The organism is Candidatus Vicinibacter proximus (genome assembly GCA_016713905.1).
Taxonomy (GTDB): Bacteria; Bacteroidota; Bacteroidia; order Chitinophagales; family Saprospiraceae; genus Vicinibacter; species Vicinibacter proximus.
In genome coordinates, this window is sequence record JADJOE010000003.1 from 2,189,141 (window position 1) to 2,203,804 (window position 14,664).

At 39.3% G+C, this 14,664-nt stretch carries 12 protein-coding genes and 2 pseudogenes; 7 read left to right on the top strand and 7 right to left on the bottom strand.

What is annotated here, in order from left to right:
- Positions 1 to 82: 82 nt before the first annotated feature.
- Together IPJ83_17360 and IPJ83_17365 are read right to left on the bottom strand one after the other, a co-directional pair.
- Entirely contained in the window at positions 83 to 1,009 is a 927-nt protein-coding gene (locus IPJ83_17360; GenBank protein MBK7882303.1) for a right-handed parallel beta-helix repeat-containing protein, read from the bottom strand.
- 113 nt (positions 1,010 to 1,122) lie between these two features.
- Positions 1,123 to 1,584, bottom strand: coding sequence for a hypothetical protein (locus IPJ83_17365; GenBank protein MBK7882304.1), 462 nt, complete (start codon positions 1,582 to 1,584; stop codon positions 1,123 to 1,125).
- Positions 1,585 to 1,854: 270 nt separating this feature from the next.
- On the opposite strand from IPJ83_17365, the gene IPJ83_17370 reads away from it, so the two are divergent.
- The 3 genes from IPJ83_17370 (at position 1,855) to IPJ83_17380 (ending at position 3,784) form a co-directional block, all read left to right on the top strand.
- The gene (locus IPJ83_17370; protein ID MBK7882305.1) at positions 1,855 to 2,331 is read left to right on the top strand and encodes a BatD family protein; all 477 of its coding nucleotides are present in this window, start codon (positions 1,855 to 1,857) and stop codon (positions 2,329 to 2,331) included.
- Positions 2,332 to 2,381: 50 nt separating this feature from the next.
- Positions 2,382 to 3,344 carry a BatD family protein gene (locus IPJ83_17375; GenBank protein MBK7882306.1) on the top strand — a complete coding sequence of 321 codons (963 nt, stop codon included), beginning with the start codon at positions 2,382 to 2,384 and terminating at the stop codon, positions 3,342 to 3,344.
- 254 nt (positions 3,345 to 3,598) lie between these two features.
- Positions 3,599 to 3,784 (top strand): hypothetical protein, encoded by a 186-nt coding sequence (locus IPJ83_17380; protein MBK7882307.1) that lies wholly within the window; start codon positions 3,599 to 3,601, stop codon positions 3,782 to 3,784.
- A 396-nt stretch (positions 3,785 to 4,180) separates the two neighbouring features.
- Here the strand turns inward: IPJ83_17380 and IPJ83_17385 are convergent.
- Positions 4,181 to 5,648 (bottom strand): annotated as a pseudogene (locus IPJ83_17385) (amino acid permease).
- A 109-nt stretch (positions 5,649 to 5,757) separates the two neighbouring features.
- Here IPJ83_17385 and IPJ83_17390 point away from each other — a divergent pair.
- From IPJ83_17390 to IPJ83_17400, 3 genes and pseudogenes are all read left to right on the top strand, one after another.
- Positions 5,758 to 7,226 (top strand): annotated as a pseudogene (locus tag IPJ83_17390) (amino acid permease).
- Between the two features lie 205 nt (positions 7,227 to 7,431).
- Positions 7,432 to 8,070 carry an FAD-dependent monooxygenase gene (locus IPJ83_17395; protein MBK7882308.1) on the top strand — a complete coding sequence of 213 codons (639 nt, stop codon included), beginning with the start codon at positions 7,432 to 7,434 and terminating at the stop codon, positions 8,068 to 8,070.
- Positions 8,061 to 8,594 carry a hypothetical protein gene (locus IPJ83_17400; protein MBK7882309.1) on the top strand — a complete coding sequence of 178 codons (534 nt, stop codon included), beginning with the start codon at positions 8,061 to 8,063 and terminating at the stop codon, positions 8,592 to 8,594. Before IPJ83_17395 ends, IPJ83_17400 begins: the two co-directional genes overlap by 10 nt.
- Positions 8,595 to 8,871: 277 nt before the next feature.
- Here IPJ83_17400 and IPJ83_17405 read toward each other — a convergent pair whose 3' ends face one another.
- The 4 genes from IPJ83_17405 to IPJ83_17420 form a co-directional block, all read right to left on the bottom strand.
- Positions 8,872 to 9,540, bottom strand: a complete 669-nt coding sequence (locus IPJ83_17405) for a TerC family protein (protein MBK7882310.1) — start codon at positions 9,538 to 9,540, stop codon at positions 8,872 to 8,874.
- Between the two features lie 4 nt (positions 9,541 to 9,544).
- On the bottom strand, positions 9,545 to 10,123 hold the full coding sequence (locus tag IPJ83_17410; protein MBK7882311.1) for a DUF1684 domain-containing protein: 579 nt from the start codon (positions 10,121 to 10,123) through the stop codon (positions 9,545 to 9,547).
- 320 nt (positions 10,124 to 10,443) lie between these two features.
- Positions 10,444 to 11,361 carry a hypothetical protein gene (locus tag IPJ83_17415; GenBank protein ID MBK7882312.1) on the bottom strand — a complete coding sequence of 306 codons (918 nt, stop codon included), beginning with the start codon at positions 11,359 to 11,361 and terminating at the stop codon, positions 10,444 to 10,446.
- A 306-nt stretch (positions 11,362 to 11,667) separates the two neighbouring features.
- Positions 11,668 to 13,422: a BamA/TamA family outer membrane protein gene (locus IPJ83_17420; GenBank protein ID MBK7882313.1), complete on the bottom strand. Its 1,755-nt coding sequence runs from the start codon at positions 13,420 to 13,422 to the stop codon at positions 11,668 to 11,670.
- Between IPJ83_17420 and hemW the strand changes: the two genes are divergently transcribed.
- The gene (gene hemW / locus IPJ83_17425) at positions 13,376 to 14,551 is read left to right on the top strand and encodes a radical SAM family heme chaperone HemW (GenBank protein ID MBK7882314.1); all 1,176 of its coding nucleotides are present in this window, start codon (positions 13,376 to 13,378) and stop codon (positions 14,549 to 14,551) included. The two genes, IPJ83_17420 and hemW, sit on opposite strands and share 47 nt — an antisense overlap.
- Positions 14,552 to 14,664 lie beyond the last annotated feature (113 nt).

Here is a 14,664-nt window from a genome sequence, read left to right on the forward strand (position 1 = left end):
TACCATAAGTTATTCGAAAACTTAAAACTTCCAGGTAAGGTGTTGGGACCAATGTTGACATCTGTGGACAAACTATTGTTGACTACGACCAAATTATTCGCGAAAACATTGTACCCACAACTGAAAAAAAACTAGTGTCTGCACTCTCTTGTAAAATTCTCATGATCCATCTTTCAGGATGATAAATGGTATTGTTGACTACCTGAACATTACGACATCCAACGTAAGCAATAGGCGTTACAGCTCCTTCAAAAATATTGCCACTGACCAAAATATCTTTTGCTTCATAATTGGCGCCCGGAGGTCTAAAAAAGCAAGCCCGGTACTGCCACCCAAATTCAGACTGCGCTGTCCTCCATTGATAAAATAATTTTTTTTCGATGTGTAAATTACTGCTCCCACCCTTTGCCTGTATGCTGTTGCTGCCTTGTTGTACAAATCGGCATTGACGTATATTACCATAATGACAACCGACCATGTCGATGCCTGATCCACCGGTAGAACCATTTTCAAACTGACAATTGATAATTTCAAAAGAGTCCAGCCCGGAAAGTTTGAGCATGTCGTTGTTACCTGTAGCTGCCATGTCGCGGAAGACAATATTCTCCATCACCACTTTTTTTGCGGCACTCTCGAAAGTTCCACCATCGTCCAGATTCATTCCATTTCCACTCTGTCCTCTTACGGTAAAGTTTGATAAATGCACATACTGCAAATCTGTAAAATGCATGGATTCGGATCCACCGCTGAACACCACACGCGCAGCATCCGTACCGCGCATGAAAATCCATTTGGACGGCGTACCTTTTAAATTTTCAATAAAAAAAGGTCCCGAATAATTAGCAGGATAAATCAAGATGGTATCTCCCGGGATGGCCACTCTCGCTGCCAGGCCAGGATTGCTGTAAGCCTTTCCCGGACCAACTTCAAGAACCCTTTGTCCGAAGGCTACCGGAATGAGCAAACTGTTCAAAAAAATAAATAGACCCAAAAAAATAAATTTCTTCATTTTTTATGCTTTATTCAATTGGAGAAAAAATATGCACAACGAGATATCTACAAGATACCCTGCACTATGATGTTATTTCAATTTTAAAACTGAATATTGAAAAATGCTCTTTCTTACATTCTGAACATCGGCCGCTCCACATTCCAGATGCCAAAAGGAATCATCAGAATAATGATCAGGATCGCGATGGTAAAACCACATAAATCCGGTTTTGAATTTTTGTGCATCGGTGGATTGTTTTTTGCTTTGGAAGCTCCTATTTGCGCAACGATGATACCAATCACCATTCCCATCATGTGCTCTACACTCCAAAATCTTTGTGCGGAATCCTTCATAGATCCACCAAAATTAGCCATGATGTCTTTCATCATAGGTGAAACTCCAAAATACAAGGCAAGTCCTATGACCAGCTGACTGTGCAACAAGAGCATCAAATAGGTATTGAGTTTTTTGTCCTTATCCGAATACACCAGTCCGGATTTCCAACCATTGTAATTGTTATAAATGACCACAACAGCCATGCCAAGGACCAACCATCTCAGCCAGGAATGTAAGTTTAAAAGGATTTCGTACATGATTTTTAAGTTTTGTTTGTGTTGACCAAAAGATATATTCATTTCTTTCATCGAATACTGTGCGAATCTAAGTGGAAAAAATGAAATTTTTAGATTAGTTTTTAATAACACTCCCGGTTGTAAAAGCTAAAAACCAATGCATGATTGAACTTTCGGCAAAAGTATCCTTTGATCTGGCTTGAAATAAATGAATTCAAAAAATTTCACAAAAATTTACAATCCAAATTAAGCAATTTCGTTCCATCCTTGTTCTCATCCAAAATGATGCATATGAAAATTCTGTACTTGATTTGTTTTGGCCTGTCAGGCCTGATCATCCGGGCCCAGGATCCTCATTTTAAAGTGGAGGTAAGTTCTGATACCATTCTCCTGGGTAATTATTTTGAACTCAAATACACCATTGAAAACACACAAGGGGATTTTACACCACCTGAGTTCAGCGGACTTAAACTGGTAGCCGGACCCAACCACGCTTCTTCCTATTCCATTATGAATGGGAAAGTCAAACAAAGTACCAGCTACATCTATTTTTTAAAACCTGAAGCAGAAGGACAATACATCATAGAAGCAGCTCAACTCAAAACTGAGGAGGGTATTCTCAAAACTCCCGTTGTAAAGATCCATGTGGTATCCAATCCAAATGGAGTACGCCAAAACCCGGGGCGATCCATGGAATTTGAAGATCCGGATGTACAAATCATCACGCCAAAAGATACAAAGAAGAAAAAGAAAGTATATAAACTCTGATGCCCGCTAAGCAATTTTTTTTAGTTATTTTCTGTTTGCTGTCAAATACGTTGTTTGCGCAGTTCCCTTCTTTTGTAGCAGAAGTGGAAACCCGTCAGGCTTTGGTCGGCAGTCCTTTTAACATCGAATTCAGCCTTAAAAATGCAGAGGGTACCGGATTTACCGCACCTGATTTTGGTGGGCTGCAGGTAGTAGCAGGTCCAAGCAGATCCATGCAGACAACAGTCATCAATGGAAGGATGAGCTCCTCCATTGGATATGTATATTCTTTGGTCGGAACAAAACCTGGAACTTACATCATCAGTCCGGCGAAAATTAGAACCGGAAGTAAAGTACTTAATACGCAGCCCATCACTATTCAAATCATCCAGGCCAGCAAATCTGCACAAACAGGTAAAAACTACTACATCGAAGCCACCCTCAGCAACGAAAAAGCGTACATCGGTCAGCAGGTAATCCTTACCTACAAACTTTATACCCGGGAAAGCATCCGCAACATTGAGGTGGTCTCCTCCCCTAAACTCGAAGACTTCTACAAAGAATACATCGCCAATGGGGATGGCAATCCTAAAAGAGAAATTATCCACGGACAGGATTATACCACCAAAGTTCTTGGCAGGATCGCACTTTTTCCGATCAAGAAGGGTCAGATAAAAATCGAACCTACTACGTATCGCCTCATTCTTGGAGAGGACGACCCCTGGGGCTTTTCTATCCCCTCGATGATGGGTGGAAGAGCAGAAGTTATTCAGACCAATTCACTCCTCCTAAACATCCTTGATTATCCACAACCTGTACCCGATGGATTCAGCGGAGCAGTAGGATCTTATAGGGCAGAATTCAAAGACATCAATAAAGACTACAACCGCAGCGATGCCATCAACATCAGTGTGCTGATCGCAGGAGATGGTAACATGAACAACATTCAACCTAAACTTTTCCACAAGACAGTCTTTTTACCATCTCAGATGCCCGTCAGGCAGAACCTCAAAAACTATCAGAAGAACCCGTAATATTAAAAAGCAGACTGTACGATTATCTGCTTACGCCGAAGAAACCCGGCAAGGCCTTCATCAAAACTGAGTTTTGTTACCTTGATCCGGAAACCAATCAATATAAATTCATCCGTGACAGCTTTGAAGTACAAATCACTTCCGGGAAGCCGCGCGCCTCTGTACACATTGACGAACTTAAACCCATATCAGGAGTCGTTAAACTTAGTAAGTCTTCTCCATTTTTTCTCGATCAGCCGGTTAATTTGTTCATCATGTCTTTTCCATTTTTTTTATTGGCTTATTTTCTGTTTTTCAAAAAAGGAAAGGAATATTTTAGACATCTAAAATCCATTGAACATGAAAAAGCACACATCCCAACATTACACGGACCATCATTTACTTTAAATGATCTTGAAAAATATGTTTTGGCTGGTTTGACAAAAAATATCCTGAATTAAAAGAACACCAGACGCTTTATGCCATAAAAAATTATCTAAGTAAAGATCGCACAGATCTTCAAAAAGAAAATTTCTTTGTTTTGATTTCAAAATTGGAAATGCTCAAATTTTCAAACAACAACGATCCCACAGAATTAAATTCAATCAAGGTTCAAATGGATACCTTGATAGGTAAAATTTCCTGATCAATAAATCAGATATTTCCTACAAATTCTAATTCTCCTTATGTGCGTCGCGGTATGCATTCGCGATGAATTACGCTATAAGCATTTTAAAGGCGACCCGTCAACTAAATCTTTCATGTTCGTCGCGGTTTGCAACAGCGATGTAATATGCTCTAAGCATTTTAAATGCGGCCTGTCAACAAAATCTTTACTTCAACTTGAATTCCAAAATTTATTGAGGTGGATTCCTAAGCTTACTGTGCTTCTGACTGTAAAAGAAATAAATCACAAATCCTATTCCCAACCAAATGATCAATCTCAGCCAGGTATCTCCCGGTAGAAAGACCATCATGAACAGGCAGGTCAAAATGCCCATAATCGGAACGAAAGGAACCCAAGGAGTCCTGAAAGCTCTTGGCGCATCAGGCAAGGTCTTTCTCATCACCAGGACGCCCAGACATACAAGTATAAATGCAAATAGAGTACCTATACTGGTCATCTCGCCCACAACTCGGGCAGGAATAAATGCTGCAAACAAACTCACGAATATCATGAACAAGAAACTGCTCTTTGCCGGAGTCCTGAATTCAGGATGTACCTCTGAAAATATTTTTGGAATCAAGCCATCCTGGGACATACTGAAAAATACTCTGGACTGACCCATTAACATCACCAGAATTACGGAAGCATATCCTCCAAGAATGGCCACGATAATTGCGCGGTTCAACCAAGGATAATCGGGCACCATAACCCCACTGGCATTAGGAGAACCCATATGGTCAATGGCAACTGCAACCGGCGCTATTCCGTCCCTTCCTGCAAAAGGAGGTATAATTGGTTACACCGGTCATCACATGCGCAAAAAGGATATACAGTATGGTACAAATAAGTAATGACCCAAGAATACCAATAGGCATATCTTTTTTGGGATTTATCGCTTCCTGCGCAGCAGTACTGACTGCATCAAATCCAATGTATGCAAAAAACACAATCGCCGCTGCACGGATGATACCACTGAATCCAAACTCACCAAATGTTCCTGTATTCTCAGGGATGTATGGATTGTAATTGGAATAATTGATATAACCCCAGCCCAGAATAATAAAGATCAAAACGACCATTACTTTCAAAGCCACGATAAAGCCATTAAATTTGGCCGATTCACTGGTTCCTTTAATCAGCAACAAACTGACCAACACTACAATGATCACCGCCGGAAGATTGATGTATCCGCCATCCCAAGGCCCTGCCATATATTCTACCGGCAAATGCACCCCGAATCCTTCTAGGAATTTTCCGAAATATCTGCTCCAGCTTATACTTACTGTGGCTGCTCCGACTGCGTATTCAAGTACAAGGTCCCAGCCGATGATCCATGCTATAAACTCACCCATAGTTGCATAAGAATAAGTATAAGCACTTCCTGCAACTGGTATCATGGATGAAAATTCAGCATAGCATAAACCTGCAAATGCGCATCCTAAACCTGCAACGATAAATGAAATGGTAATGGCTGGTCCTGCATTGGCTGCCGCAGCACCACCGGTAATTGAAAAAAGTCCTGCTCCAATAATGGCCCCAATACCCAAAAGAATCAAATTAGTCGGTCCAAGGGTACGCTTCAAAGTGTGCCCCTCATGATCAGCTTGTGATATCAGGTCTTTCATAGGCTTCCTGATAAAGAGCGTGGTTTTTGCCATAGAATTTGGTTTTGTTTTGTCTTGTTTGAAAAAACCAAAGGTATATAAATTTCGATAATCTGCTCTTTTGAAAGATTTTCAGGGCCGGGAAGAAAAATCTTCCAATTATATGGAATCTCTTACCTTAGGCCCTCAAACTTTTCGAAAAATGAATACCAGAAAGCTCACACTCACCGACGGTGTCATGTTGGTCTCAGGATCTATGATTGGTTCGGGAATTTTTTATCGTCAGCGCCGACATCTCCCGTAATCTTGGAGGTGGAGGTTGGATGATGCTAACCTGGCTCCTCGCCGGTCTGATGACCATATTAGCGGCTCTCAGTTATGGCGAACTGGCAGCTATGATGCCTTCAGCAGGAGGGCAGTATGTGTATCTGAAGAGGGCCTATGGGCCAAGAACGGCTTTTCTTTATGGCTGGACTTTGTTTGCTGTTATACAGACAGGAACAATTGCTGCCGTAGGGGTCGCTTTTGCGAAATTCAGCGGGGTCATCTTCCCTTTCTTTAGCGAAAAAATATTTTACTGGATCTTGGGTTTTAAAAATAAGTGCGGCACAGATTCTTGCCATCCTTTCCATTGTTTTCCTGAGTTGGCTCAATTCCAGAGGTATCCGCAATGGAAGCCTGCTCCAGCGCACATTTACATTTGCAAAACTGGCAGCATTGTTTGGCCTGATCATAGCCGGCTTGCTTTACTTTGATGGCAATACTTGGGAACTCAACTGGAATTCTTTCTGGTCAGCAGCATCTACTACCCAAGATAAATCAACCGGACAATGGAGTATAGTGAGCCTTAGTGGGTTGACCCTGCTTAGTGCCTTTGGCGTATCTATGGTGGGATCTTTGTTCTCGAGTGATGCATGGAATAACGTCACTTTTGTGTCCGGAGAGATGGAAAATCCAGCTAAAAATGTAGCGAAAAGTATGGTGTTGGGAACTATTGTGGTAACTGGGATATACTTATTGGCAAATGTTGTCTTTCTTGGATTACTACCTGCAATAGGTTCTCCGGATGGTTACGGCGTCATGGAGCGCGGCATCCAATTTGCAACCAACGATCGCGTCGGCACTGCAGCTGCTTACCAGATCTTTGGAGATGCTTCCTTGTACATCATGGCAATTCTCATTATGGTTTCGACCTTTGGCTGCAACAACGGACTTATACTTTCAGGTGCAAGAGTGTATCAGGTCATGGCCAAAGATGGCTTATTCTTCAAACAAGCCGCTGAAATCAACGACGCACAAGTACCCGGAAAAGCGCTTTGGTTTCAATGTCTGTGGACGAGTCTTTTATGTTTATCCGGTACTTACGGTGACCTGTTGGATTACGTTGTTTTCGCTGTTTTGGTTTTTTATATTCTCACGGTAGGTGGTGTATTCATTTTAAGAAAAAAAAATCCTGAAGAACCACGCCCATACATGACCCCTGGCTATCCTTTTGTACCAGCATTATATATTTTCCTGGCCATTGCTGTATGCATACTTTTACTCATCTACAAACCCAATTACACCTGGCCTGGATTAGGCATCGTCTTGGCAGGTTTTCCTATTTATTTTCTGATCAACAAGAAGAAATGAGGAAATGAGGAAATGAGGAAATGAGCAAATTAGCTAATGAGTTAATTTGAAAATTGGTAAGAAAAGTGCAAATTTAAAATTGGTCATTTGACGTTTACCAGCATCAAGTGATCCACGTGCTTTTGAACCAACGTTCCATTATAAAATCATAATAAATTCTTTGAGTAAAATAAATTTACATACCTAGATCTATGCACACGACCGGATGAAAAAGAAATATGATGTGATCATAATTGGTGGGGGACCTTCGGGATCATCAGCAGGTATTACAGCATTGAAAAAAGGTTTGAGTTGTTGCATCATTGATAAAAGTAGTTTTCCTAGAAAAAAATTGTGCGGTGGATTGCTTACTCAAAAAACAATTGACTTGCTAAAGCAAATCAGTTGTGATTTAAATATTAATTCGCTGTACAATTTGATATCTAATAATGTGGAATTGCGGTTCAATAAAGAAGAAATAGTTTCTTTCAACACCAATATTCCATTGTATTTTACTTACAGAGAAGATTTTGACCATCACCTACATCAACATTTTATCAATAAAGGTGGAGACGTTTATCATCACAGTATTTCCACTCAAAACTTTCATCCCGAAAATAACAGCATAATTTTCGGCGAACAAACTTTGGAATACAATTACCTCATCGGAGCAGATGGTGCCAACAGCGTTACCAGAAAGCTTATTGACAAAAATTATAAACCGGATGGCTTGTGTATGGAAATGGAGATAGACTATGATCTTCTCAAATCACGAGAAAAAATCTTACCTCTGTATATTTTGGTGTGGTGCCAAATGGCTATGCCTGGATTTTTCCAAAGCAAAACGGCTATACGGTGGGCGTAGGTTGTCCGGCAAATTCAAAGACAGACATCAAAAAAATATTCCATCATTTTATGCAGGTAATAGGTGTTGACTTTGGATCTGCTGCTGTAAAAGGAGCCTTCATTCCTTATGGCAGACAACCTTCTGCTCTTGCAAACGGCAACATCTTACTCGTTGGAGATTCGGCAGGGCTGGTGGATCCGGTAAATGGAGAGGGTATCTATTTTGCTCTTTTGTCTGGGAAGATGGCTATAGAATCCATTATGGACGTTAAGCCTTACCTAAATTTATCCACAGCTTATCATGAAAAATCCAAATCTATGATTCAGATTATTCGTGAAGGCACATTAATACATAAATTATTATTCAACAAATACATAGGTCCACTGTTTTTTAGAATTATGAAAGGACACCATCTCTCCGGAAAATATTTTGTCGACAAAATGGTTTCTAATTATACTTACAGCTACATGCAAATAATTAAACTAATTTTTGATTACAAAAAAGAAAGAAAATTGGTAAGTAAGAGAGATGGTATAAGTTAACTTGAACATTTAATTTTAGAAAACTTGTTCTTCAAGAGAATGTGAAAATTTGAAAATGTGTTATTCAGCTAATAAAAAACACATGTATGTTTGTCGCGGTTTGCAACTACAATGCTATATTAAATAAGCATTTTAAATACGGCCTGCTAACTAAATCATGTAATACAATCAATGTCTTTGCAACAATGCCAATCCATTGCATTAATAAATCTTAAAACAAATTAAAAAACATCTTTTGGCAAATCTTCTTCTGCTTCGGTGTAATGCTCGTGTAATTCTACCGGCTTAGTTTTTGTTTTTTGCTGGTGCGCATTTGAATTAAATTAACCAAAAATGCAAATCCCATAGAGAAATAAATGTATCCTTTTGGAATATGGATATCAAATCCTTCGGCCACCAATGCAAAGCCTATTAATAATAAAAAGCTCAGGGCAAGAATTTTAAAAGCAGGATGTCTGTCAACAAAATCAGCCACCGGAGTGGCAGCCCACATCATAATCCCAACTGAAATAATAACAGCCGTACACATCACCCACAGATGTTCAGCCAGTCCTACTGCCGTAATAATGCTATCCAGTGAAAATACCAGATCCATGATCATGATCTGCACAATTACTGCATTAAAACTTAATCTGTTGAATTCTTTGGACTCGTCCCCTTCTTCCCCTTCAGTTTTATGATAGATTTCTGTAGAGCTTTTGTACACTAAAAACAAACCACCTGCTATCAGGATGAGATCTTTTCCGGAAATTCCGTTATCCAGAATGGTGAAGAGGTCATTCTTAAGTTTCATGATCCAGGTAATTACCGTCAGCAATCCAAGTCGCATGAACATAGCAAGAAACAAACCTAACTGTCTTGCCCTTTTTTGCAACTCCTGGGCAAATATAAGGCATTCCCTGAAATGGGCCATTTGATAAGCCAAATATGGAACCAACAACAGCATCAAACTATGATTTGGATCCTTTCCTGTGCTTACCCGTATAAGCTTTCTCACCGGCACGGATGGAGACCTTCAGACGGTTTTCCTCAGGTGGTATTGGACAATTAAAGCCACTGCTGTAGGCACACCAGGGATTATAAGCATAATTAAAATCCAATGGTAGTTTTCCTTCTTTCAACAGGGAATGGTCTATATCCATGAATCTTCCCCCTCCATAAGTCTCTACCCCATTGGTTTCATCATAAAAAGGAATAAAAAAGTGATCCGATCCGGGACCGATTCTGGTACTTAAGTAAGCGGTTAAGGTATGCGCCCTTCCTTCAAGGGTAAAATTCAATAGACCGTACCGAATAAACAATTTTTGTTTACCTGAACTGGTTGGTATGGAAACAGTATCTTTTTTTTCAAATTCCGCAAAATCTGCCATCAGGGAATGCTTTTCTGATGGCACAAAGTAATGAAGATGTCTTATGTCTTTCTTTGTTATGGGTGATCTGGAATCCGCAAGATGATCTTTGGCAGTCTGGGCTCTATACTCTTTTAGCTTGTTATCCAAATCCTGTCCTACGCATACCCCTATACACAAAAGGAAAAACAGATCATACGAAATTTGATGTATGGTTCTTTCCTAATTGCAATGCTAATTCTTTCCTTATAATTCATGGTACAAAGTTGATGGTTCTCTGGTGAAAAACAAGTCAAGTACGTAAATTATAAAAGACTTCAGAATTTATATTTTAATTTAAAATTCTCTTAAATATTATGTGAAAAAATAAATCCCCAACATTGAAGGTTTATTAAGGTACAACCATTCCATCCTAAAAAGAAGTGCCGCACTACATCAGCAATACGGCACTTTATAAATACAAAATGTCAGAACATTAAAATCAGTTTCTTAAAATATTATTATTGTGGCAAAGCTTTAACATGCGCTTTTACCTTCACGCCATTCACCATCACATTATCGTCCTGATCAATACCCTTCACATCATACATCTGACCGGAGGGTGATATTGCTTTTACCCCATAAAACACATCTCCCCCTGCTACTACTTTTATGTTGTAAATGTTGCCGGTTAAGTTTACTCCTTTTACATCCAGCCTTCGCTTGTCTTCTGTCACCGCTTTAACGTCATAAATTTTACCATCCAGTCCTATTGCCTTCAGTGGGGCGTATTTATCTGTAGATGCCAGAATCTTTACCGGGAGCTTGGTACTTCCAACAAATGCTTTTATGTCCATAATATGACCGTTGCCATTTTCTGCTAAAGCTTTAACATCATAAATTTTTCCATTCTCATCAATTGCTTTAACGTCAATCAATTTTCCGTCGGGGTGTACAGCTTTCACATGCCATAAAAAATCTGTTATACAATCCTGTGACTGAGGAATGGCTTTAACATGTGCTGCGAAGCTTATTCCATTGACATTTCCTTCTATAGCTTGATCAGAATATTTAATGCCTTTTACATCTTCCAGCAATCCTTCAGGAGAAAGTGCCTTGATTCCATAAAATTCACCAATATCTGATACTGCCTTTATGTGGTATAAGTTTCCTGCACGGCTTACTCCTTTTACATCAAGTTTTCTTCCATCGGAGGTGATGGCTTTAATATCCAGGATTTCTCCATTGGCGCCGATAGCCTTTACCGGAGCAAAAATGTCTATACTCACCATAATTTTAAGCGGATACTTCACCCCCTGTCGAATGGCCTTGATGTCCATATATTGATGGCCACCGGTCTCTCCCATTGCCTTCACATCATACATGTTGCCAGCCTGGTCAAATGCTTTTACATCCAACAATTTTCCAGCCGGATCCACTGCCTTAATGTGCCAGATTTCCTGCGCATGGATAAAGTTAAAAACCAGAAATGCACAGGTTAAAACGAAAAGTTTTTCATAAAATAAAATTATTTGTTTTAAAAAAGATTAGTCAAATCAAACGTTCTGAACTCAGTCAGACAGCCTATAAAGCATCTGCTTTACATCATAAAATAAAACAAGTTAATAAGATTTTGGCTTGTCAGTCAGTTAATGACCCAATAACCACCTGGTCGGTGCTCAACGTACAAATAACATTCATTGAATTAAAATAGTTCAAATATGGCATGCATATTTTGATTTGATCTAGAATAAGCTCGAATACCCAAAATGAACCTTTGCTGCTCCAAAATCAAACCGATCATCCGGTCTTCTCCCAACCGCAAGTTGTAATATAAAAGCTCCGGCTTTTGTTTGGAATTGAATTCCTGCTCCGATTCCAAAATAGTGATCCCAGTCGGTCGCAATATTTTGACTGATAGTCCGCATATAAGCATGATCTGCAAACATCTGCAAAAAACTATTACGGTCCAATAAAAATCGGTATTCAAGGGTATTGATCCAATATGCACTCGAACTGTACCCATCATCATCAAAACCACGAAGGTTTTTAAAACCGCCGATTCGAAACAATTCATTCTGCAATACTTTTCCCTCTGTAAAAATCATAAATCCCTGAATGCCAATTTTGATAACCTGCCTTTTGGCCATGTTCCAATAGTATGCAGATTTAAAATTGGTGTTAAGTTGTAATCCCGAATTGTTCAAACTGTCATATTGCATCTTCAATTGCCCTTCCGGAGTATCGTATTTAAGTACATTGTTGCGCGCGAGGTATTGCTTACTGCCTCCCCTTATTTGCACTTCCAATGACCAACCCCTTGTGGGACTGATTCGATAATCAAGCTGATTGAGGTGGTAATAAAACCCATAGGAATTAAAACTAAAATCCAATGACGCCGGTAGCTTTAAATTATTCTTGATAAAATTGGAATCTGTCTGTAACACATAGGATTGATTTAAGTGCATCAGAACACCTGCTTCCTGACTTGCATTGAGTAGATATTTTATCCGTAGCTGAGATTGAAGATTGACAAATTCATCTCTGAATTTAACCAAATCGAAACTGCCATAAAATCCAACTGGTAAAAAACGGAGATAAGGAAAATCGGCAAGAAAATTCAAACGAGGGGATTGCTCTATAAGATTCTCGTAATGCAAAAGTATTCGTTCCCCTATCTTAAATGAATTCCATAATTCTACTGTTGCCTCACCGGTAATCCGGTACTTTTGCGAACTGCCCGGATTGGACGAATTCAATCCCAGTAAAAAATCAAATTTGTTAGCGGGTTTTTTTTTCAAAAAGAACCACACCATGGCCTTATCCCCTAAAAAATGAACCATCGGTGGATATTGCATTTCTAAAAAAGGCAACTGACTAAGTCGGTCTCCTGCATCCTCTATGTATTTTTGATTGTATGGGTACCCCATGCGTACATTACTCATGCGCTCAAGATATCTGGGTGCTAATAATTTACCTTTGCGCTGATCTGAAGGACCAAATTGGATAAAAGGTCCAGGCTCGTAAACTATATCGGCATACAATGAATCATTACTCACCACCGGGTGGATTAATTTTATCTTACTGAACGGAAATCCATTGGAAACATCAGCCATAATTTTTTCATCCTGCCAATGGTTCCATTCTTCTATATTTTTACTTTCATATTTTACCGCAGAAAGTTTGTTACTTGCCCGAAAAGAAATCCAGGTAAATTTTGGTCCTTTATAAATATGATAATTCCTCGTCAAACTGTCTCTTACCAAACTATCGAGCTGTGCCAGCAGGTATCCACCAGATTTAAAAGTGTTCAGTAGTTTTTCTACTTTGTGCTGAACCTGTATAGAATCTGATTCCTTCCAATTTTCCACCACAACTGAATCATGTCGGGCATATAGATGTATAAAATATTTTACCTGCTGCTGTGCATCAAGATGAACGCTTTGAAAAAAAATGCCGAGAAAGAAAAAGAAGATTATACTTTTGGGTTCCTGCATCATGAAAGAAATCGGATTATACCTGCACATTCCCTATTGCAAACGCAAATGTACCTATTGTAATTTTCATTTCTCCACACAATTTTCTACCCGAAAGGAATTATTGGATGCTTTACATCTCGAAATCCGTTCACGATCCACAGAAGTGCAGGATGCCCGGGTAAGTACTATTTATTTTGGCGGAGGAACACCATCGGTCCTCAGCCCTTCTGAATTGCACGAGATCCTTCTCATAATCAAAACACATTACGACTGTCTGTCGGTTCAGGAAACTACATTGGAAGCCAATCCAGATGATCTAAATCCATTCTATCTGGACCAATTACTGATTTTAGGAATTGACAGACTGAGCATTGGAATTCAATCTTTTTACGACCATCATCTGGAATGGATGAACCGTTCCCATAATGCCACCCAGGGTCTCAATGCTATCCAACAAGCAAAAATTGCAGGATTCACTAAGTTAAGTGCCGATCTGATTTTTGGAATTCCCTTATGCACTGATGAAGAGTGGTTGCAGAATCTGGAATTAATGAAAGCCAATGAGTTGCCACATCTTTCCTGTTATGCACTCACTGTAGAAGAAAAAACGGAATTGCACCACCGAATAGAAAAAAATAAAATGCCGCCACTGATGGATGAACACACCATCCGACAGATGAGTCTGATGCTTGATTTTATGCAGCGCAATGACTATGAAGCATACGAAATTTCCAACTTTAGCCAGACGGGACATCGCGCAATACACAACAGCAACTACTGGAATGGATTGCCCTATTTGGGTTTTGGTCCATCAGCACATTCATACCTTGGAAATTCACGCAGATGGAATATAGCCAACAATAATCTTTATTTAAAAAATGTGCTGCAAGATCAATCTTATTTTGAATCTGAAACTTTGAGTAAAAAAGATCAGTACAATGAATTTATCATGCTTCAACTTAGAAGATGCGAAGGACTTGATTTGGACAAACTGACTGGTTTTGAATTTTCCTGGATATCGGAAACAAAAAAAACACTGGAAGGATATGTTGAATCGGGACATCTAAAATGTTCCGGAAATACATACACCCTCACCAGAGAAGGGATTTATATCTGTGACAAAATTTCTTCTGAAGCTTTTGCTGAATAATTCTTTTTTATTAAAGTAGCATTTAGTAACATACAAAATCTATAAAAGCAATTCGCCCCATTGTAAATCAATTTAACCAAATTGTATCGTTATCTTTTCTCAATTAATTTTTC

What these genes read in the sequence shown, in the direction of transcription:
- IPJ83_17380 (MBK7882307.1), top strand. Translation starts at nt 3,599, where the DNA reads ATGTCTTTTCCATTTTTTTTATTGGCTTATTTTCTGTTTTTCAAAAAA.
- IPJ83_17365 (MBK7882304.1), bottom strand. Translation starts at nt 1,584, where the DNA reads ATGTACGAAATCCTTTTAAACTTACATTCCTGGCTGAGATGGTTGGTC.
- IPJ83_17370 (MBK7882305.1), top strand. Translation starts at nt 1,855, where the DNA reads ATGAAAATTCTGTACTTGATTTGTTTTGGCCTGTCAGGCCTGATCATC.
- hemW (MBK7882314.1), top strand. Translation starts at nt 13,376, where the DNA reads ATGCCGAGAAAGAAAAAGAAGATTATACTTTTGGGTTCCTGCATCATG.
- IPJ83_17360 (MBK7882303.1), bottom strand. Translation starts at nt 1,009, where the DNA reads ATGAAGAAATTTATTTTTTTGGGTCTATTTATTTTTTTGAACAGTTTG.
- IPJ83_17405 (MBK7882310.1), bottom strand. Translation starts at nt 9,540, where the DNA reads ATGCTGTTGTTGGTTCCATATTTGGCTTATCAAATGGCCCATTTCAGG.
- IPJ83_17420 (MBK7882313.1), bottom strand. Translation starts at nt 13,422, where the DNA reads ATGATGCAGGAACCCAAAAGTATAATCTTCTTTTTCTTTCTCGGCATT.
- IPJ83_17395 (MBK7882308.1), top strand. Translation starts at nt 7,432, where the DNA reads ATGAAAAAGAAATATGATGTGATCATAATTGGTGGGGGACCTTCGGGA.